Origin of the sequence: Nonomuraea cypriaca, assembly GCF_015645445.1 — a bacterium.
Lineage (GTDB): Bacteria > Actinomycetota > Actinomycetes > Streptosporangiales > Streptosporangiaceae > Nonomuraea > Nonomuraea cypriaca.
The window spans coordinates 20,866-40,423 of record NZ_JADOGI010000088.1 but is presented as its reverse complement, the minus strand read 5'-3'; the positions used below and the strand labels follow the sequence as shown (position 1 = coordinate 40,423).

The window sequence follows — 19,558 nt, the reverse complement described above, 5'->3', positions numbered from 1 at the left end:
GGCGTGGGTGGGGGGCCGGGGTGCCGGTGGAGGCGCATCCGGCGCTGGCCGCCGCGGCGTCCGCCGCGCTCGACGCGTACGCCGCCGCCACCGCCGAGCACGACCGCGCCACCCTGGCCGCCGTCGTGGCGGACGGCGCGGACGGCACGCCCACGATGCGCATCGACGTGCTCGTCGAGAACGCCGTCCTGGCCGCCCTGTCCAAGCACCCCGTCAACGTGCTCACCGAGGAGACCGGCTGGGTGGACAAGGGCTCGGCGCTGACCCTGGTCATGGACCCGGTGGACGGCTCCGCGAACGCCGCCGCCGGGGTCCCGCTGGCCGCCTTCTCGGCGGTCGTGGCCGAGGACGGCGTCTTCACCGAGGCGCTCACCGTCTGGCTGGACACCGGCCGGAGCTGGTGGGCCGCGGCGGGCGTACCGTCCCGGCTGCGTACCAGCGGGCGTAAGGAGCTGGCGGGGGCTGCGGTCTCCCTGCTGCGCCCCCATCCCGCCAACCCCGGGGCGGCCGCCGCCTGGTGGGAGGTGGCGCAGCGGGCGGCCCGCGTGCGGATCCTGTCCACGAGCTGCCTGGAGGGCGCGCTCGTGGCCCAGGGCGCGACCGACGCGTTCGCCGACGCCGCCACCGACACGCACCGGCTGATGGACATCGCCGCCTCGGTGGTGCTGGCGGAGGTGGCGGGCGGGGCGGTCAGGGACGTGTTCGGCCGCCCGATCGGCCTGGACACCGACCTCACGAAACGCTGGAGCGGCGTCGTGGCGGCCACCCCCGAACTCGCCGACGAACTGGTCACGGTCCTCCGCGACGCCCACCTCGCCGCCCGCCCAGCCTGACTATCAAGAGGCACAAATGGCGCTGATGTGACTATTGGTACGGGCTAAATGTCCAATCCTCTACGAATTCGACCCGGTTTGCCCAGACCTACGATGCTCATTTGACTTTCACTCTGAACAAGGCATGACCCATGGTCGAATATCACGTTGTAGGTTCGGTCTTGGGTAGCACCGATTCCAGGAGCTGGACTCGCTCGGTGGCGGCCTGACGGGAGGCCGTCGCTTGGAAGGTGTCGCAGGGCTTGCCGGTCGGCTCGGGAGGGGCCTTCGATCTAGGATTCCTGGCCGGTGTGTCCGAGGCGGTCCTCCGGGTCCGTGAGTTGGCTGACGACTCGGAAATCGAGGCTGATGTCCCGGTATGTGATGTGGGTCGCCACCTGGTCTGGGAGGTTCGTCCGGTCGCTGCCCGAGGCGGACTCACCATCGGGCTCCGCCACCCGGTGGACGGCCACGTCGGGCCGTTCATGGAAGCGGAGCTCCCGTGCCTTGACGGAGGCGCTGATCTCTACGTCCGGGTGGTCGGGATGCTCCGGTTTCGCCATGGTTCTCACCTGCCCTCGTGGGGCCCTTCAGTGATGTCGTCGTCCGTGCTGCCTGGCGGCGTCTTCGAGCCACTTCCTGCCCGCCCGGAAGGACGCCCTGGCCAGGGCGGTGGCCAGCTCGGACGTGCGGTGCTCGTCGGCGGCCGTCGCCTCGTCCGGCTCGCCGGGGCCGTGGTCTTCGCGGCTCTCGTCACCCTTGGGTGGCGTGGCCTGGCCGCGGTCGGGCTGTGGTGCCCGTTCGGGCTGGGTGGTTCGGCCCGGTTCGGTGTCACGTGTGGCTCCGATGACGTCCGTGCCGGTGTCTCGCACGGCTCCGGTGGCGTCCGTCCCGACGTCCTGGACGACGCGATCCGCCCCGGTTCCGGCGGTTTGGCCGGCTCCCGCGCCCACGTCGCCTGCCGTGCGGACGGCCTTGGTGCCGACGTCCTGGACGGCTTCGGTGGTACCGGCTCCGACGTCCTGGACGGTTTGGCCGGCTCCTGCGCCCACGTCGGTTACGGCGCGTCCGGCCCCGGTTCCGACGTCCTCGACGGCATGGCCGGCTCCCGCGCCCACGTCTTGGACGGCTTGGCCGGCTCCCGCGCCCACGTCTTGGACGGCGCGGCCCGCGCCGGTTCCGACGTCTTGTACGGCCCGGCCCGCTCCTGTGCCCACGTCGCGGACGGCGTGGCCGGCGCCGGTTCCGAGGTCTTCGACGGCTGTGGCTACGCCGCGGGTGAGGTTCTCCAGGATTTGCGGGTTGTCGTCGATGGTGTTCATCACGCGGTCGATGATGTGTGCGACGTTGTCGAGCCGTACCTGGAGCAGCGCCTGCGCCTCCACGCCCTTGATCGTGAGGTTGACGCGCCCCAGCGCCACGTCGGCGCCCACGTTGAGTCTGAGCAGGTCGAGCACCTCGGCCTGCAGTGAGACCCGCGCCCTCAGGTTCTCCACCTCGAGGTTGATCTCCTCGACCTTGACCACGGGCACGTCGAGGTATACGTCCGGTTCGTCCCGAGGCGTGACGACCGGCCGCTCGGCGGAGGGTTCCTGGACGTGCCGGGGAGGCCGGCTGTCGCCGCCGGAACCGCTCTCGGACATGATCGTCTCCTTGCGCCCAGAGATCGTACAGGCGTTGGTTACCCGCTCCGTACCACCTCAGGCCCGTCCGCACGGAGACGTGGCGAGGACTGTAACGAGCCATGACCTGATCAGGGTGGCCGTTCGCCGGAGCCTCTGGCGAGCAGTTCGACGGGGACTTTGACGCGGCGCGGCGCCGGTGAGGGGTTGAGCAGGAGTTCGACGGCGTTGCGGGCCAGCCGGGACACGTCGTAGCGGACCACCGTCACCCCCGGGTTGAACACGCCGGCCAGCGCGAAGTCGTCGAACCCCACGTACGCCGGCCGCTCCGGCCGTTCCCGCAACGCCTGCAGGATCCCGATCGCGGCCCTGTTGTTGGTCGCGAAGAACGCCGTGGGCGGCGACGGCAGATCCAGCAACCTGATGACCTCGTACGCCACCCGCCCGGGCTCGAACACCCCCCGCACGACCAGCGACTCCTCGGCCGTCACCCCGGCCGCGCCCAGCGCCTTGCGGTAACCGGTCGCCCGGTCGTGCACCGAGCTCAGCCCCTCGTCGTCGGAGATCAGCGCGATCCGGCGGTGGCCGTGGGCGAGCAGGTGCTCGGTGGCCGTGCGGGCGCCCCGTACGTCGTCGAGCAGCACCACGTCCGCCGCGTCGAGCCCCTGGGGTACGCGGTCCACGAACACCGTCGTGAGGCTCGCGTGCTCGGCCAGCCACGAGTGGTCGGCCGCCGACGGCACGACGATCAGGGAGTCGACGCCTCGCGCGTACATGGACTCGATGAGCATGCGTTCCTTGTCGGGGCTCTCCTCGTACGAGCCGAACACCACCAGCGCCTCGTGCCCGGCCGCCGCCTCCTCGACCGCGGCCGCCAGGCGCGAGTAGAACTCGTTGGAGATGTTCTCCATCACCAGGCCCAGCGTCAGCATGGTCGCGCCCCTGGCCAGGCGGGCGGCGGCCTCGTTACGGCGGTACCCCAGCGCGGTGATCGCCGCCTGCACCCGCTGCTGCAACGAAGCCCTGACATGCGGCTCCTGATTGACCACCCGCGAGACCGTCTTCAGGCTCACCCCCGCATGCCTGGCCACATCCGCCATGGTCGGCTTGCGCCTGTTCATGGCCTCACTCCGTGAGGCGGGATCGGTCGGCTGATGCCGCTGTCATACGCTGCCCCCCATGGATGACGAATGGATCTGTGGGCGGTTGGGTGAGGATGAGCCTTGGGTGATGGGGGCGGTCAATCCGCCGGTGTTCGAGAACTCGCTGTTCACGTTCGCGACGGCGGAGGAGCTCGGCGATGCCGTCAGGAACGAGGACGAGCGGTACGTCTACTGGCGGGGGACCAACCCGACGGTCGATCTCGCTCAGCGTAAGCTCGCCGCGCTGGAGCGGGGAGAGCGGGCCAAGTGTTTCGGCTCCGGCATGGGCGCCATCTCGGCGACCATCTCCTCCCTCGTCTCGGCAGGCGATCACGTGCTGGTGCTGGGCGCGGTGTACGGCCCCACCACCCAGTTCCTGCGATACCTGGAGAAGTACGGCGTCACGCACACGCACGTCGACGACCTCGCGGGATGTGACAGCGCTATCAGGGCGAGCACGCGCCTACTCTACTTCGAGTCGCCCTCCTACATGGCGTACGCGGTCGTCGACATCCCGGAGGTGGCCGGGTGGGCGCGCGAGCGCGGACTGGTGACGGTGATGGACAACACCTGGTCCACCCCGCTGTTCCAGAAGCCGCTGACCATGGGCGTCGACCTCGTCGTGCACTCGCTGTCGAAGTACATCGGTGGGCACAGCGACCTCGTCGGCGGCGTGGTGGCCGGCTCCTCCCGGCTGATCAGGCCGCTGGCGCTGACCGAGTACCAGCTCTACGGGGCCGCCATGTCACCGCACGACGCGGCCAAGGTGATCAAGGGGTTGCGCACGTTGCCGGTGCGGATGCCGGCGCACCAGGAGCGGGGGCTGGCGGTGGCGCGGTTCCTGGAGGAGCATCCGGCGGTGCGGGCGGTCAACCATCCCGGCCTGCCGTCCCATCCCGGTCATGAGATCGCGGTGCGGCAGATGTCGGGGTTCTCGAGCCTGTTCAGCGTGGTGCTGGACACGGAGTCGCGGGAAGCGGTCGCATCCTTCCTTGATAAATTGCGATATTTCAGGATCGGGGTGTCCTGGGGTGGGTTCGAGAGCCTGGTGAACGCGCCCGCCCTGTCCACCGAGGAGAGCGTCCGGGCCACCATGGGCATCCCCGTCGGCCTCGTACGCCTCTCCGTAGGTCTCGAGTCCGCCGACAGTCTGATCAAGGACCTCGCTCTAGCGCTGGAGGGGGTCGCTCGCCTAGCGTAACTGACAGCGCTGTCGAAAAGCACGCTGGAGGCCCCCATGAGAAAGCCCCTCCTGGCGGTCGTGGCCGCCACCACGCTGGTGCTCGCGGGCTGCGGCTCGGGCTCGTCGTCCTCGGGAGAGATACGACTCCGCATGATCGAGAGCCTGACCAGCCCGGAACGCACGAAGCTCATCAAATCCCTGATAGCCGACTTCGAGCAGGCCAACCCCGGCGTCACGGTCGAGCTGATCTCGCCGCCCCTCGACAGCGCCGACCAGAAGATCACCCAGATCCTGCAGACCAAGAAGGACCTGGACGTGCTGGAGGTACGCGACCACACGGCCAAGTCCTTCTCCAACAACGGCTGGCTGGCCGAACTGCCCACCGAGGACTGGCCGGGCTGGTCCGACCTCACCGAGCTGGCCCAGACGAAGGCCGTCGAGGTCGGCGGCAAGGCGTACCTGATCCCGTACGGGTTCTACCAGCGCACCCTCTTCTACCGTACGGACTTCGGCATGACCCGCCCGCCGGCCACCTGGCAGGAGCTCTACGAGGCGGGCAAGAAGATGACCACGGGGGACCGGTTCGGCTACTCGTTCCGTGGTGGCAAGGGCGGCGCCGACTACGCGGTCATGATGATCAGCGCGTACAACGGCGAGAGCCTGGACCCAGAGAAGTCCTTCTTCCTCAAGGACAAGCGGACGATCTTCTCGACCCCCGAGGCGGCGCAGGCCCTCGACCTGTTCGTGAAGATCTTCAAGGAGACGTCGCCGCCGGACTCCGTCTCGTGGGGCTTCCCCGAGATGGTCCAGGGCTTCACCTCGGGCATCACCGGCATGCTCATCCAGGACCCGGAGGTGATCAAGACGGTCGAGGAGAGCGGCATGACGGGCTGGTCGACGGCCCCCATCCCGAAGGGCCCGACCGGGTACGCCTTCCAGCCGGTCGGCTACGCCGGGTGGGGCGCCACGTCGTTCACCGAGCACCCGAAGGAGGCGGTCAAGCTGGTGCAGTTCCTGTCGGAGGCCAAGCAGAGCATCGCCTTCGCCAAGGGCAACTCGCTCATCCCGATCTCCAAGCAGGCCCAGGACGATCCGCAGTTCTCCCAGGGGGCGTGGAAGGCGTACCTGCAGGCGCAGCAGGACCAGAAACAGGTGATCACGATCAGGCCGGTGGACTACCCGGGCTGGAGCCAGTTCACCGTGGACTCCGACCGTGACATCCAGGCGCTGATCACCGGCAAGAAGACGATCGCGGACGTGCTCAGATCGTGGGACGCCTTCTGGACGGACCAGGCCAAGAAGGTCTCTTGAGCGCGGCCCGCACCTTCACCGCCCGCCGGGCCGGCTTCATCGCGCTGTGCCTGCTGCCCGGCGTGGTGTTCGTGGCGCTGTTCACGTACTACCCGATGATCCGCGGCGCGGTGATCGCCTTCCAGCGCTACAACCTGTTCGATGTGACCTCGACACCGTTCACCGGTCTGGAGAACTTCCGCGCGGTGCTGGCGGAGGACCGGTTCTGGACGGCGCTCAGGAACACCGGCACGTGGGTCGCCGTGTCGCTGTTCTTCCAGTTCTTCCTCGGCTTCGGGCTGGCGCTGCTGCTGCGGCGGCACTTCCGGGGCCGCGGCTTTTACCAGGCGTGGGTGTTCTTCCCCTGGGCGATGTCGGGCTTCCTGATCGGGCTGCTGTGGCGGTGGATGTTCAACGGGCAGTTCGGGGTGATCAACGACCTGCTGCTCAAGGCCGGGATCATCGACGAGCGCATCGGCTTCCTGGCCACGCCCGGGTGGGCGATGACCTCGGTGATCGTGGCGAACATCTGGTACGGCGTCACGTTCTTCGCCATCATGATCATGGCCGCGCTGCAGTCGGTGCCCCGCGAGCTGTACGAGGCGGCGGCGGTCGACGGGGCCTCGCGCCTGCGCCAGTTCTGGCACGTCACCCTGCCGCACATCCGGCCGACCCTGGCCCTGATCGTGCTGCTGCGGATCATCTGGATCCTGAACTTCCCCGACCTCATCTACTCGATGACCGGCGGCGGCCCGGCCGGCAGCACGGACATCATCACGACCTTCCTGATCCAGCAGGTCATCGGCGGCGACTACGGCCGGGCGGGCGCGGTAGGCCTGCTCATCCTCGGCCTGCTGCTCGCCTTCAGCGTCTTCTACCTCAACGCCACGAGATTCGAGAAGGCCCGATGAGACGTGTCGCGACCGCGGCCAAGGTCGTCGTGCTGGGCGGCTGGCTGCTGATCACCCTGTTCCCCCTCTACTGGATCGTCGTCACCTCGCTCAAGCCCCAGTCAGAGATCTTCTCGATGCCGCTCAGGTACTGGCCGGGCGACGTGACGTTCGAGCACTACGCGGAGCTGTTCTCCTTCGCCGACTTCGGGACGTACCTGCTGAACAGCCTCCTGGTCTCCCTCGTCGCGGCCGGGGTGGTGACCGTGATCGGGGTGCTCGGCGGCTACACCCTCGCCCGCTTCGCCTTCCCCGGCAGGGGCGCGCTGATGCTGGCGTTCCTGGTCACCCAGATGATCCCGCTGTTCATCGCGCTCGGGCCGCTCTACCTGCTGATGTCCGACCTCGACCTGCTCAACCGGCTGGCCGGGCTCATGCTGGTGTACGTGGCGATGCTGGTGCCGTTCTCGACGATCATCATGCGCGGGTTCTACGAGCGGGTGCCGGTCGCGCTGGAGGAGGCCGCCCAGGTGGACGGCGCGTCCCGGCTGGTGGCCATGGTGCGGGTGGTGATCCCGGTCATGCTGCCGGGGATCGCGGCCACGTTCATCTTCGCGTTCGTGCAGTGCTGGAACGAGTTGTTCCTGGCGATCACGTTCATCGACAGCGAGGACGCCAAGACGATCCCGGTGGCCATGAACTCCTTCATCACCCAGTACGACATCGACTGGGGCTCGATGGCGGCCGCCACGGTGGTCTCCGTCCTGCCCACGCTCGTGCTCTTCGCCGCCATCCGCCGCTACATCGTCGAGGGCCTCACCGCGGGAGCCGTGAAGGGGTGACGTAAGGGAGTGACCCAAAGGGGGTGAAAGGCATAGCCGACCGCTCATCGCGCCGAACAGACCTTTCACCGCAGGCCATCTCCAACTAATCGCCGGACGACGGCGGCTCGCCGAACAACCCCGTTACGACGCTCCACGCCGGGTATGTTGCGCTCTTACGTTGGGCGTGATCCGCATCACAGTGGAGGTCTCGTGACGACAAGAGAACATGACGCGTCGGTCTATGAACAAGTACAGGAAAGTAGTGAGTTCCAGGAGCTGAAGCGGCGTTTCCGTGCGTGGACGTTCCCCATGACCGTGGCGTTCCTCGCGTGGTACCTGCTCTACGTGGTGCTGTCCGGGTGGGCGCGCGGCTTCATGGCGATCAAGCTGCTCGGCGACATCAACGTCGGGCTGGTCTTCGGTCTGTTGCAGTTCGTGTCCACGTTCCTCATCGCGTGGGCGTACTCCAGGCATGCCGAGAAGAAGCTCGACCCCATCGCCGACAAGCTCCGCCACGAGGTTGAGGAGAAGACTCCGTGAGCTCGACCACCCTCGGGATGATCCTCTTCCTCACCTTCGTCGCCGCGACGCTGGCGATCACGATCTGGGCGAGCCGGCAGACCAAGACGGCCGCCGACTACTACGCGGGCGGCCGGTCGTTCAGCGGCGTGCAGAACGGCCTGGCGATCGGCGGCGACTACATGTCGGCCGCCTCCTTCCTCGGCATCGCCGGCATCATCGCGCTGTCCGGCTACGACGGGTTCCTGTACTCGATCGGCTTCCTGGTGGCGTGGCTGGTCGCGCTGCTGCTGGTGGCCGAGTTGATGCGGAACTCCGGCAAGTTCACCATGGCTGACGTGCTGGCGTTCCGGATGAGCCCCAGGCCGGTCCGCACGGCCGCCGGCGTGTCCACGATCGTGGTCAGCATCTTCTACCTGCTGGCGCAGATGGTGGGCGCGGGCGCCCTGGTCGGCCTGCTGCTCGGCATCACGTCGGACGCCGGCAAGATCTGGACGATCATCGGCGTGGGCGCGCTCATGGTCGTCTACGTGGTCTTCGGCGGCATGAAGGGCACCACCTGGGTCCAGATCGTCAAGGCCGTGCTGCTGATGAGCGGCGCCGCCCTGGTGACGCTGTTGGTGCTGGGCAAGTTCGGCTTCAACCTCTCGGCCCTGCTCAGCCAGGCCGCCACCACGAGCGGCCCGGCGGGTAACCCGGAGGCCTTCCTGAGCCCCGGCCAGAAGTACGGCACCGACGCGCAGGGCCTGGCCGGGAAGATCGACCTGATCAGCCTGGGCCTGGCACTGGTCCTGGGCACGGCGGGCCTGCCGCACATCCTCATCCGCTTCTACACCGTCCCGACCGCCAAGGACGCCCGCAAGTCGGTCATGTGGGGCATCGGCATCATCGGCGTGTTCTACCTCCTGACGCTGGTCCTCGGTTTCGGCGCGGCCGCCCTGGTCGGCAGGACGGCGATCACCGAGGGCGACGCCGCGGGCAACACCGCGGCGCCCCTGCTGGCGCAGCGGATCGGCGAGGAGATCTTCGGTCCGGTCGGCGGCACGATCCTGCTGGCGTTCATCGGCGCCGTGGCCTTCGCCACGATCCTGGCCGTGGTCGCCGGGCTCACCCTCGCCTCCTCCTCCAGCTTCGCCCACGACCTGTACGCGCACGTCTTCAAGCGCGGCCAGGCCAGCGAGCGCCAGGAGGTCGTGGTGGCCCGCGTCTCGGCCCTGGTCATCGGCGCCGCCGCGATCGGGCTCGGCATCCTCGCCCAGAACCAGAACGTGGCGTTCCTGGTGGCGCTGGCGTTCGCGGTGGCGGCGTCCGGCAACCTGCCGGCGATCCTCTTCAGCCTGTTCTGGAAGCGGTTCAACACCGCCGGGGCGGTCTCGGCGATCTACGGCGGCCTGGTCTCCGCCCTGCTGCTGGTGATCTTCTCGCCGGTGGTCTCCGGAGGCCCGACGGCGCTGTTCAAGACGGCCGACTTCGCCTGGTTCCCGCTGAGCAACCCCGGCATCGTCTCCATCCCGCTCGGCTTCCTGTGCGGCTGGCTCGGCACGATCCTCAGCAAGGAGTACAACGCCGCCAAGTACGCCGAGATCGAGGTCCGCTCCCTCACCGGAGTGGGCGCCGAACAGGCCACCAAGCACTGATCCCATCCCGGTGAAGGCGCCACCTGCCCGGTGAGGCGCCTTCCGCACAGAGGGCCCGGCCGCCTCCTCCCCTGCGAGGCGGGCCGGGCCCTCTCATGTGTGCGGAAGCCCAAGGGATTGTGGGCATCGCGGCCGGCGTCCCATACCTCTCGTCGTTCTTAACAGCACTGGAACGCTGTGAATTGAGTGGTTGACGGGATTTCAGCGGTATGGGTACGTTCTCAGATGTGTGAACGTTGCCACACTGGCCTGGCGCCACGTGGCCGTCATCAACATGCCTGATGCCCCGCTTGATCAGTGTGGAGGCGAATTACCCCCGTGAGATCCCCATTCATCCGCTGGTCCGTCCTGTCGGTGTCCCTGGCACTGGCCCTCACCTCGTGTGCCAAGGGGACCGGCGGTGGGGCGGCACCGGCCCAATCCCCAGGCCAGTTCGACCCGGCCACCAAGTTCCAGGGCACCATCTCCGTCATGGGCTTCGGCGCGACCGACGAGATCGGCTCGACCCGCGTCGATCTGGCCAAGGCGTCGCTGGGCGGCGCGGACGTGAAGCTGATCGAGGGCGACCTCGACATCCAGCAGTTCCTGTCGTCGGTCGCGGCCGGCGACCCGCCGGACCTCATCTACGCCAACCGCGACCAGATCGGCACCTTCGCCTCGCGCGGCGCGATCGTCCCGCTGACGGCGTGCATCCAGGGCGAGCAGATCGACACCTCGATGTACAACAAGAACGCCCTCGGCCAGGTGACGTTCGGCGGTGAGACCTGGGCCATCCCCGAGTTCAACCAGGTCCAGATCACGATGGCCAACGGCGACCTGCTCAAGGAGGCCGGGCTGACGATCGAGGACGTCAACGGCTCCAACTGGGACAAGGTCACCGCGGCGGCCAAGAAGCTGGTCAAGGCGCCGGGTGGCAAGCTCCAGGCGATCGGTTACGACAGCAAGCTGCCGGAGTTCCTGCCGCTGTGGGCCAAGGCCAACGGTGCCGACCTGCTGTCCGCCGACGGCAGGACGGCCCAGCTCAACAGCCCCCAGGTGGTCAAGGCGCTGGAGTTCGCCGTCGGCGTCTACGAGGAGCAGGGCGGCTTCGCGAAGGTGAAGGCCGTGCGCGACGCCGCCGACTTCTTCGGCAAGGGCAACCAGTTCGCCGGCAAGGAGCTGGGCGCCATGCCGATGGAGCAGTGGTACGTCAACGTGCTCAACGACGTCTCGCCCAAGGTTCCGCTGGTGTTCGACACCTTCCGCACGCCGCAGGGCGAGCCGCTGGCCTACTCCTCCGGGTCGTCGTGGGCCATCCCGAGGGGCTCCAAGAACCCGGGGGCGGCCTGCAGGTTCGCCAAGACCATGACGCTCGTCGACTCCTGGAAGACCGCCGCGCAGAAGCGGCTGGACAGCCGCAAGGCCGACGGCAAGCCGTTCACCGGCATCCTGACCGGCAACACCGAGGCCGACGCCGAGATCGAGAAGATGCTCACCTCCGGCGGCGAGCCCTGGGACTCCGGGGTCAAGGCGTTCTACGAGGCCAACCAGCACACCTTCAGCCTCCCCGCCAACCCGGCCGACTCCGAGTTCAAGACCGCCTGGCAGGACGCGGTGAACCGGGTGCTCAACGGCCAGGAGGAGCCTCAGGAGGCGCTCGACAAGGCGCAGCAGGACGCGCAGGCGGCGCTGGACGAGGCCTGGGCCGGATGGACGAAGCGTACGAACTGAGATGCCCCCGACCCACACCAGAACCCCGCGACGGAAGTCCATGCGGTGGATCGAGACCCGGGCGGCGCTGCTGTTCATCAGCCCCTGGATCCTCGGTTTCCTGATCTTCACCGCCTGGCCCGTCATCAACAGCGCCTACCTGTCGCTGACCGACTACGACGTCATCAACGACCCGTCGTTCGTCGGCTTCGACAACTACGTGACCCTCTTCGAGGATCCCAAGGTCGGGCTGGCGCTCTGGAACACGTTCGTCTTCACCGTGATGTCCGTGCCGACCCAGCTCGTCGTCTCGCTGGGCCTGGCGCTGCTGCTCAACAGCGCCACGAAGGCGACCGGCTTCTTCCGCACGGCCTTCTTCCTGCCCAAGATGACGCCGCCGGTGGCCGTCGGCATCCTGCTGCTGATGCTGTTCAACGGCCAGAGCGGCCTGATCAACGAAATCCTCGGTGTCTTCGGCATCGACGGCCCCGCCTGGACCACCGACCCCGACTGGGTCAAGCCGGGATTGGTGCTGATGAGCCTGTGGACCGTCGGGTCCTCGGTGGTCATCATCCTGGCCGCGCTGCGCGGCGTCCCGCAGGAGCTGTACGACTCCGCGCTGGTCGACGGCGCCGGATGGTGGAAGCGCACGCTGCGCATCACCGTGCCGATGATCAGCCCGACGCTCTTCTTCCTGTTCATCGTGGACAGCATCAACGCCCTGCAGTCGTTCACCGAGGCGTACACCGCCTTCTTCGGCGCGGGCAACAGCACCTACAGCAACGACGCGGCGCTCTTCTACGCGATCTACCTCTTCCAGCAGGCGTTCGAGTTCCTGCACATGGGCTACGCCTCGGCGCTGGCCTGGCTGCTGTTCATCGTGATCATGGTGATCACCGCCGTGCAGATGATGGTGACCAGGCGGTTCGTCCACTACGAAGGGGGGCAGCCGTGAGGCGGTTCAGGAAGATTCTGACGTGGACCGCGCTGAGCGCGTTCACGGTCGCCTTCATCTACCCGTTCATCTGGCTGTTCAGCGCCTCGTTCAAGCCGCGCAGCGAGGTGTTCGACCACCGGATCCTGCCGGAGACGTTCACCTTCGACAACTACATCAGGGTGTGGCAGGAGGCGCCGCTGGCGCTGTGGATGTTCAACACGGTGCTGGTGACGGTGCTGGCCGCGGTCGCGGTGACGGTCACCAGCGCGATGGTGGCGTGGGGCTTCGCCTACTTCCGCTTCCCCGGCAGGGGAGCGTTGTTCGGCGTCGTGCTGGCCACCATGATGCTGCCCGGCGCGGTCACCATGATCCCGGTGTTCCTCATCTGGAACTCTCTCGGCATGGTCGGCACGCTCACTCCGCTGTGGGCCCAGAACCTGTTCGGCAGCGCCTTCTACATCTTCCTGCTGCGTCAGTTCTTCCTCGGGCTGCCGCGCGAGCCGTTCGAGGCGGCGAAGATCGACGGGGCGAACAACTGGCAGATCTTCACCAGGGTCGCGTTGCCGCTGTGCAGGCCGGCGGTCGTGGTGACGCTGCTGTTCGAGTTCCAGGCGGCCTGGACCGACCTGATGCGGCCGCTGATCTACCTGCGCGACTCCTCCACGTTCACCGTGCCGCGCGGGCTGAAGGCGCTGCTCGACCAGTTCGGGTTCGGCGGGGAGTGGCACTGGGAGATCGTCATGACGGCCAGCGTGATCACCACGATCCCGATGATCATCCTGTTCTTCCTGGGCCAGAAGCACTTCGTCAAGGGCATCGCGACCACGGGGAGCAAGGGATGACCTTTCCCGCCGGATTCCTGTGGGGCGCGGGCGGGCTGAGCCGCCGTTTCCCCGGCACGCCGCTCATGATCACCGAGAACGGCGGCGTCTACGCGACAGGCACCCGCACGATCAAGGATTCCGGGCGCTACTATGCCCAGCTCATCGCCGGGGGCGGCACCGCCCCCGTTCCCCCGAAGATCGAGGCATTCGGCTAGACCATGCGGATCACCACCACTGACAAGGCATACCACCTGGACAGCGGCCACTATCGGCTGACCGTCTCGCGCGCGGGCCCCAGCGCCGAGCTGGAAGGCTGGATGACGCTCAGCCTGATCGCCTCGGTCCACACCTCGGGCGGGCGTGACGAGACGTACGAGACCCTCCCGCCCGTGCTCGTCGAGGGCGAGGACCTGGTCGTCTTCGACGTCCCCCAGCGCACGACCGGATGGGAGACCAAGACGGTCCGGCTCACCTGCACGCCGGAGACGGTCGCGCTCGAGGTGCGCGTCGAGGGCCGCGGCGTGCTCGGCGACGTCACGCTGCTCGGCGGGCGGGCCGTGCTCAACACCCGCGCGGCGGGCACGTTCCGCACGGCGGTGCACGCGCGCGGCGTCTTCAATCCCACCCCCGCCCATCCCGTGCAGGTCGTCAGGCCGGTGTCCACGCCGATCGCGCTCACCGTGATCGGGGACGCCTCGCCCGGCCGGCTGCACGCCGTCTTCTCGCCGCCGCCGCTGGCGCTGGCGTTCTGCAAGGAGGAGCCGGACGGGCCGACCGACGTGCCCGGCGGCCCCTGGCTCGGCGCCTCCGTACGCGCCGGGATCGGCGACCTGACGTTCACCGAGGTCGCGTACGAGCCGCTGGACGGCGGGGCGCTGCTGCGGCTCGACTACGAGGGCCACACGGAGGTACGCGGCGCGTGGACGTCGCCGGCGATCGTGTTCCGCGCCGCGTCGTCCCCGTCCGAGGCGATCGCGCACCACCGGACGGACCTGGTCGCGCACGGCCTGGCGCCGGAGGGCCCGATCGGGGAGCGGCACTCCTGGTGGAGCGAGCCGATCTTCTGCGGCTGGGGCGCCCAGTGCGCCCGCGCCGACGGCGTCTCCCCGGTGGAGCTGTCCAGGCGGGACCTCTACGACGAGTGGCTGGCCAGGCTGGAGGAGCACGGCGTCGTGCCGGGGACCGTCGTCATCGACGACCGGTGGCAGCTCACGTACGGCGACATGGAGCCTGACCCGGCCAAGTGGCCGGCGCTCAGAGAGTGGATCGCCGCCAGGCACGCGCGCGGCCAGCGCGTGCTGCTGTGGTGGCGGGCGTGGTCGCCCGACGGGCTGCCCGCGGAGGAGTGCGTGACCGACGCGGGCGGGCGCGCCGTGGCCGCCGACCCGTCGAACCCGGCCTACCGCCTGCGGATCCAGCAGATCATGGAACGGCTGCTCGGCGACCTGGACGCCGACGGATTCAAGATCGACTTCACGCAGTGGTTCCCCAGCGGGTCCCACCTGAAGGCGTACGGCTCCACCTGGGGGCTCGCCCTCCTGTACGAGCTGCTCGGCACCATGTACCAGGCCGCCAAACGCGTCAAACCCGACGCCCTGATGATCACGCACACGCCGCATCCCGCGTTCGCCGACGTGAGCGACATGATCAGGCTCAACGACGTGCTGGAGCTCGACCCCCACGGCGACCCCGTGCCGGCCGTCGACCAGCTCCGCTTCCGCCACGCGGTGGCCACCAGCGCCATGCCCGGCCACCTCATCGACACCGACCAGTGGCCGATGCCCAGCAGGGCCGACTGGCTCGCCTACGCCGAAGCGCAACCCGCGCTCGGCGTCCCCGCCCTGTACTACGCCGAGTCCATCGACAACTCCGGCGAGCGGATCACCGGCGAGGACCTGCGCCTCGTGGCGAAGTGGTGGCGGCGATGAGGCAGGCGGAGGTGGTCGTGTACGGCGCGACGTCGGCGGGCGTCTGCGCCGCCGTCGCCGCCGCCCGGCGCGGCCTCGACACGGTCCTGGTCGAGCCTGGCCGGCACGTGGGCGGCATGACCTCGGGCGGGCTCGGCTACACCGACGTCGGCGACTCCCGCGTGCTGGGCGGGATGGCCGCCGAGTTCCGCCGGGCCGTCGCCGACGCGTACGGGGTCGCCCCCGGCCACTACGCCGGCCCTGAGCCGCACGTCGCCGAGGCCGTCTTCCGCTCGTGGCTGGAGCGCGCCGGGGTCGAGGTCGTGGTCGGGGCCCCGCTCCGGACGGTGGTCACGAGCGGCGAGCGGATCTTCTCCATCGCCACCGTGGCCGGCGACTTCGCGGCCGGGGCGTTCGTGGACGCGAGTTACGAGGGCGACCTGCTGGCCGCGGCCGGCGTGTCGTACCGGGTCGGCAGGGAGGACCGCGCGCTGCACGGGGAGACCTTCGCCGGGCGCCGCGAAGTGGTGCCCGGCATGCACAACTTCCCGCCGTGGATCTCGCCGTTCCTGGCAGACGGCACGCTGCTGCCGCAGGTCGCCGACGGGCCGATGGCCGAGGTCGGCGCGGGCGACGGCGGCGTCATGTCGTACGGCTACCGCGTCTGCCTCAGCACGGCCGCCGACCGGATCCCGATCGAGCGGCGGCCCGGATACGACGAGGAGCACTGGGAGCTGGGCCGGCGGTTGTTCAGGCACTGGCGGGAGCAGGGCGTCGAGCCGCGCGCCGGGCGGCTCGTCGGCCTGGAGCCCAACCTCCCGAACGGCAAAGTGCGACGGCAACTCGCTCGGCCCGTTCTCCCTCAGCGTGCTCGACCGGTCGGCCTGGGCCTATCCCGACGCCGGTCCCGAGGAACGCGAGCGCATCCGGCTGCACCACCTGCATCACGCCCACGACCTGCTGTACTTCCTCACCCACGACCCCGAGGTGCCGCCGGGCGTGTGTCTGCGCGCCGTAGAAGGCCCCGGCCGGGTCTGCCCCCACGATCGCCACGCCACCGGCGCCGGCGGTCAGCGTGTACCCTTCGGCCGGCAGCCCCGCCCCGGCGTCGATCCTGACCTCCACAGGAAGCGAGCCGGGGGCGAGGGCTGCGCGCAGGGCCGTCAGGGCGGTGGCGGTGGTGTGGTCGCCCTGGAGGTCGCAGCCGGTCAGATCAACATGAGAGCGGCCAATGGCGGCCTCTTTCGGAAAGGGAACGATCCAGTCCAGCGCATCCACTGTGGGAACGATACCGGATACAATCGCGCCTTGTGGGTAAGGAAGTAACCGAAGTTGTGCCCGGGGTGTTCCGGATAGCGGACACCTGTCACGTCTACGTCATCGCGGCTCCCGCGTCGGCGGGGGAGGAGCGCACCGGGATCGCCATCGACTTCGGTTCCGGGCGTGTGCTCGACCTTCTCGAGGATATCGGCATCGACCGCCTCACCGACGTCCTGATGACACACCACCACCGCGACCAGGCCCAGGGACTGGCGCGCGCCGTCGAGCACGGCATCGCGGTGCACGTCCCCCCGGTCGAGCGCGACCTGTTCGAGAACGTCGGCGACATGTGGTCGGGACGCCAGATCAGCAACGACTACGACCTGCGCGACGACCGGTTCTCGCTGCTCGACCCGGTGCGGGTGACCGCCGTCGTGCCCGAATACCGGACGGCCACCTACGGCGGCGTGGACGTACGCGTGCTGCCCACCCCCGGGCACACGCCGGGCTCCGTCACGTACCTGGTGGGCGAGGTGGCGTTCACCGGTGACCTCATCTACGCGCCGGGCAAGGTGTGGTCGCTGGCCGCCACGCAGTGGTCGTACACGGAGAACGAGGGCCCGGCCATGGTGGTCCTGAGCTGTGAGCTGCTCCGGAAGGAGGAGCTCGACGTCCTGCTGCCGTCGCACGGCGAGCCGATGCTCCACCCGGCGTCCGCGCTGAGCGAGCTGTCCGCGACCATGCAGCGCTACGTCGACTTCCGCCGCCCCCACCCCTGGGACGTACGCGGCCTGCTGGCCAACCCGTTCGTCGAGGTGACCTCCCACCTGCTCATGAACCGGAGCAGCCAGTCCTACAGTTACGTCCTGCTGTCGGAGTCAGGCGCGGCCATGGTCTTCGACTTCGGCTACGACATGTCCACCGGCCTGGTGAAGAGCACCGCGCGCGAAGCTCGCCGCCCCTGGCTGGCCTCGCTGCCCGCGCTGCGCGAGCACTACGGCGTCACCGCTGTCGAGGTCGCCGTCCCCACCCACTACCACGACGACCACGTGGCGGGCATGCCGCTGCTGCGCGACGTCGAGGGCACCGAGATCTGGGCGCCGTCCCACATCGCGCCGATCCTGGCCACGCCGCTGCACCACGACCTGCCGTGCCAGTGGTTCGACCCGATCCCCGCCGACCGCGTGCTGGGGCTGGGGGAGACGGTGCGCTGGCGCGAGTACGACATCACCGTCCACGACCTGCCGGGGCACACGCTGTTCGCGGCGGCGTACGAGTTCGAGGTGGACGGGTACCGAGTGTTGGTGACCGGGGATCAGCAGGACGGAATGGGCATAGCGGATGCCATAGATAAGACGGACAGGCAGGAGATCCTGAATTTTCAGTACAAGAATCGGTTCAGCATCGAGGACTACCGGAAGAGCGCCGCGCTCTACCGGCGCCTGCGGCCCGATGTCATGGTCAGCGGCCACTGGCGGCCCCGCTGGGTGGACGACGACTACCTGCACATGCTGACCCGGCTTGGCGAGGAGCTCGTCGCCCTGCACCACGACCTGCTCCCGCTGGACCGGCCGGATCTCGGCGCGGACGGGGTGCTGTGCCGCCTGACCCCCTACTATTCGAGCGTCCCCGCGGGCGGCGAGATCACGCTGACGGCCACCGTGCGCAACCCGTGGCCGCACAAGGCCGTGGCCACGATCGAGCCGGTCGTGCCGCCCGGCTGGCGGCGCGAGCCGGGGCCTTTGACGCTAAGGCTCCCTGGAGGGGGTATGGAACAGGTACATCTTCGTTTCTGCGCCGACGTCGTGCCGCGCCGCCGCGTACGCCTCGCGGTCGACCTGACCATCGGCGACCTGCGGCTCGGGCAGCACGCCGAGGCACTGGTCGACGTGGTCATGCAAGGGAATCGTTGACTTCCTCACTCAAGGAGACTGGATGACCATAGAGCGGCGTCCTCCGCTGAGCCGTTCCCGGCGGCCCACGATCAAGGACGTGGCGGAGGCCGCCGGCGTCTCACGCTCCACCGTCTCGCGGGCCCTGACCGGCCGGGGCTACGCGGCCAGCGACGTGCGCGAGCGCGTCCTGCGTGCCGCGGCCGAGCTCGGCTACGTGCCCGACGTGATGGCCCGGACGCTCAAACAGCAGGTCAGCAGGTCCGTGGGGGTCCTGGTGAGCGACCTGCGCAACCCGTTCTACGCGGAGCTGGCGGCCGGGGCCAGCAGCGAGGCCCGCGAGCGCGGCTACACGATGGTGCTGGCCGACACCAGCCTGTCGGCGGAGACGGAGAGCGAGGCGGCCGAGGCGCTCGTCGCGCTCAGGGTGGCCGGCGTGATCGTGACGCCCAACTCCTCGGCGGTGTGCACCTACCTGGGCTCGCACGGCATCCCGGTCGTCGAGGTGGACCGGCAGTTCGCGGCCGGCTCGACCGACGGCGTCGTGGTGGGCAACCGCGTCGGCGCCCGTACGGCCACCGCCCACCTCGTCGGACTGGGCCACCGCAGGATCGCGCTGTTCATCGACGAGACCGACTGGACCACCGGTTACGAGCGCTACCAGGGCTATCTCGAAGCGCTCGGCGCGGGCGGCGTCAAGGTGGACCCCGATCTCGTGGTCTCATCGGGCTGGGACGTCACGGACTCCCGGCGCCGGGCCGTCGACATGTTGCGCGGTCCCAACCGGCCCACCGCCGTCTTCGCCGCCAACAACGTGCTGGCCGAAGGCGTCTGGCGGGCGATCGGCGAGCTGGGACTGCGGGTGCCGGGCGAGATCAGCCTCGTCGCCTTCGACGACGCGCCCTGGATGAGCATGGTCTCGCCCACGGTCAGCGCGGTCTCGCAGGACACCTTCAGCCTGGGCGCGACCGCCGTACGCAGGCTGGACGAGCGCATCGAGCAGCCCGACACCGACTCCGTCACCACGGTGCTCAACGTGCGCCTCGTCACCCGGGAGTCCACCGCCCCACCCCCGTCGATCTGACATTCCCCCCATCGCGTGCGTTGACCCGTGGGGAAAGGTCACCCTA

General features: G+C 69.0%; 18 protein-coding genes and 1 pseudogene. 15 read left to right on the top strand and 4 right to left on the bottom strand.

Annotated features, from left to right (window positions below; genetic code table 11):
* Positions 1 to 833: inositol monophosphatase family protein (locus tag ITP53_RS27110; RefSeq protein WP_207756471.1), on the top strand; the 833-nt coding region annotated here is incomplete at its 5' end.
* A 272-nt stretch (positions 834 to 1,105) separates the two neighbouring features.
* Here ITP53_RS27110 and ITP53_RS27105 read toward each other — a convergent pair.
* From ITP53_RS27105 to ITP53_RS27095, 3 genes are all read right to left on the bottom strand, one after another.
* Entirely contained in the window at positions 1,106 to 1,375 is a 270-nt protein-coding gene (locus tag ITP53_RS27105) for a hypothetical protein (protein ID WP_195898271.1), read from the bottom strand.
* Between the two features lie 27 nt (positions 1,376 to 1,402).
* Positions 1,403 to 2,455 carry a collagen-like triple helix repeat-containing protein gene (locus tag ITP53_RS59425; RefSeq protein ID WP_195898270.1) on the bottom strand — a complete coding sequence of 351 codons (1,053 nt, stop codon included), beginning with the start codon at positions 2,453 to 2,455 and terminating at the stop codon, positions 1,403 to 1,405.
* A gap of 110 nt (positions 2,456 to 2,565) precedes the next feature.
* Positions 2,566 to 3,555, bottom strand: coding sequence for a LacI family DNA-binding transcriptional regulator (locus tag ITP53_RS27095; RefSeq protein WP_195898269.1), 990 nt, complete (start codon positions 3,553 to 3,555; stop codon positions 2,566 to 2,568).
* A 58-nt stretch (positions 3,556 to 3,613) separates the two neighbouring features.
* On the opposite strand from ITP53_RS27095, the gene ITP53_RS27090 reads away from it, so the two are divergent.
* The 12 genes and pseudogenes from ITP53_RS27090 to ITP53_RS57900 form a co-directional block, all read left to right on the top strand.
* Complete coding sequence (locus ITP53_RS27090; RefSeq protein ID WP_195898268.1) at positions 3,614 to 4,777, top strand: trans-sulfuration enzyme family protein; 1,164 nt, start codon at positions 3,614 to 3,616, stop codon at positions 4,775 to 4,777.
* Between the two features lie 36 nt (positions 4,778 to 4,813).
* Complete coding sequence (locus tag ITP53_RS27085; protein ID WP_195898267.1) at positions 4,814 to 6,070, top strand: ABC transporter substrate-binding protein; 1,257 nt, start codon at positions 4,814 to 4,816, stop codon at positions 6,068 to 6,070.
* Positions 6,067 to 6,960: a carbohydrate ABC transporter permease gene (locus tag ITP53_RS27080; protein WP_207756470.1), complete on the top strand. Its 894-nt coding sequence runs from the start codon at positions 6,067 to 6,069 to the stop codon at positions 6,958 to 6,960. The genes ITP53_RS27085 and ITP53_RS27080 overlap by 4 nt, the downstream gene beginning before the upstream one ends.
* Complete coding sequence (locus ITP53_RS27075) at positions 6,957 to 7,781, top strand: carbohydrate ABC transporter permease (RefSeq protein WP_195898266.1); 825 nt, start codon at positions 6,957 to 6,959, stop codon at positions 7,779 to 7,781. Before ITP53_RS27080 ends, ITP53_RS27075 begins: the two co-directional genes overlap by 4 nt.
* A 192-nt stretch (positions 7,782 to 7,973) precedes the next feature.
* On the top strand, positions 7,974 to 8,303 hold the full coding sequence (locus ITP53_RS27070) for a DUF485 domain-containing protein (RefSeq protein ID WP_195898265.1): 330 nt from the start codon (positions 7,974 to 7,976) through the stop codon (positions 8,301 to 8,303).
* Positions 8,304 to 8,320: 17 nt separating this feature from the next.
* Positions 8,321 to 9,919: a solute symporter family protein gene (locus ITP53_RS27065; protein WP_195898275.1), complete on the top strand. Its 1,599-nt coding sequence runs from the start codon at positions 8,321 to 8,323 to the stop codon at positions 9,917 to 9,919.
* A gap of 318 nt (positions 9,920 to 10,237) precedes the next feature.
* Positions 10,238 to 11,629 carry an ABC transporter substrate-binding protein gene (locus tag ITP53_RS27060; RefSeq protein ID WP_195898264.1) on the top strand — a complete coding sequence of 464 codons (1,392 nt, stop codon included), beginning with the start codon at positions 10,238 to 10,240 and terminating at the stop codon, positions 11,627 to 11,629.
* Positions 11,630 to 11,669: 40 nt separating this feature from the next.
* Complete coding sequence (locus tag ITP53_RS27055; protein ID WP_195898263.1) at positions 11,670 to 12,563, top strand: carbohydrate ABC transporter permease; 894 nt, start codon at positions 11,670 to 11,672, stop codon at positions 12,561 to 12,563.
* Positions 12,560 to 13,387 carry a carbohydrate ABC transporter permease gene (locus ITP53_RS27050; protein ID WP_195898262.1) on the top strand — a complete coding sequence of 276 codons (828 nt, stop codon included), beginning with the start codon at positions 12,560 to 12,562 and terminating at the stop codon, positions 13,385 to 13,387. The genes ITP53_RS27055 and ITP53_RS27050 overlap by 4 nt, the downstream gene beginning before the upstream one ends.
* Positions 13,384 to 13,584 (top strand): hypothetical protein, encoded by a 201-nt coding sequence (locus ITP53_RS27045; protein WP_195898261.1) that lies wholly within the window; start codon positions 13,384 to 13,386, stop codon positions 13,582 to 13,584. The genes ITP53_RS27050 and ITP53_RS27045 overlap by 4 nt, the downstream gene beginning before the upstream one ends.
* A 3-nt stretch (positions 13,585 to 13,587) precedes the next feature.
* Positions 13,588 to 15,297 (top strand): alpha-amylase family protein, encoded by a 1,710-nt coding sequence (locus tag ITP53_RS27040; protein ID WP_195898260.1) that lies wholly within the window; start codon positions 13,588 to 13,590, stop codon positions 15,295 to 15,297.
* A pseudogene (locus ITP53_RS57900) lies at positions 15,294 to 16,028 on the top strand (FAD-dependent oxidoreductase); the annotation flags it as partial. The gene ITP53_RS27040 and the pseudogene ITP53_RS57900, both read left to right, overlap by 4 nt.
* Here ITP53_RS57900 and ITP53_RS56205 read toward each other — a convergent pair.
* Complete coding sequence (locus ITP53_RS56205; RefSeq protein ID WP_328815876.1) at positions 16,027 to 16,401, bottom strand: glycoside hydrolase family 20 zincin-like fold domain-containing protein; 375 nt, start codon at positions 16,399 to 16,401, stop codon at positions 16,027 to 16,029. The pseudogene ITP53_RS57900 and the gene ITP53_RS56205 overlap by 2 nt on opposite strands.
* Positions 16,402 to 16,586: 185 nt before the next feature.
* Between ITP53_RS56205 and ITP53_RS27025 the strand changes: the two genes are divergently transcribed.
* Positions 16,587 to 18,449, top strand: a complete 1,863-nt coding sequence (locus ITP53_RS27025) for an MBL fold metallo-hydrolase (protein WP_195898259.1) — start codon at positions 16,587 to 16,589, stop codon at positions 18,447 to 18,449.
* A 22-nt stretch (positions 18,450 to 18,471) separates the two neighbouring features.
* Entirely contained in the window at positions 18,472 to 19,512 is a 1,041-nt protein-coding gene (locus tag ITP53_RS27020) for a LacI family DNA-binding transcriptional regulator (RefSeq protein ID WP_195898258.1), read from the top strand.
* Positions 19,513 to 19,558 lie beyond the last annotated feature (46 nt).

Coding starts and splice junctions, on each gene's coding strand:
- ITP53_RS27105 (WP_195898271.1), bottom strand. CDS start 1,375: ATGGCGAAACCGGAGCATCCCGACCACCCGGACGTAGAGATCAGCGCC.
- ITP53_RS59425 (WP_195898270.1), bottom strand. CDS start 2,455: ATGTCCGAGAGCGGTTCCGGCGGCGACAGCCGGCCTCCCCGGCACGTC.
- ITP53_RS27095 (WP_195898269.1), bottom strand. CDS start 3,555: ATGAACAGGCGCAAGCCGACCATGGCGGATGTGGCCAGGCATGCGGGG.
- ITP53_RS27090 (WP_195898268.1), top strand. CDS start 3,614: ATGGATGACGAATGGATCTGTGGGCGGTTGGGTGAGGATGAGCCTTGG.
- ITP53_RS27085 (WP_195898267.1), top strand. CDS start 4,814: ATGAGAAAGCCCCTCCTGGCGGTCGTGGCCGCCACCACGCTGGTGCTC.
- ITP53_RS27075 (WP_195898266.1), top strand. CDS start 6,957: ATGAGACGTGTCGCGACCGCGGCCAAGGTCGTCGTGCTGGGCGGCTGG.
- ITP53_RS27065 (WP_195898275.1), top strand. CDS start 8,321: ATGATCCTCTTCCTCACCTTCGTCGCCGCGACGCTGGCGATCACGATC.
- ITP53_RS27055 (WP_195898263.1), top strand. CDS start 11,670: ATGCGGTGGATCGAGACCCGGGCGGCGCTGCTGTTCATCAGCCCCTGG.
- ITP53_RS27045 (WP_195898261.1), top strand. CDS start 13,384: ATGACCTTTCCCGCCGGATTCCTGTGGGGCGCGGGCGGGCTGAGCCGC.
- ITP53_RS27040 (WP_195898260.1), top strand. CDS start 13,588: ATGCGGATCACCACCACTGACAAGGCATACCACCTGGACAGCGGCCAC.
- ITP53_RS27020 (WP_195898258.1), top strand. CDS start 18,472: ATGACCATAGAGCGGCGTCCTCCGCTGAGCCGTTCCCGGCGGCCCACG.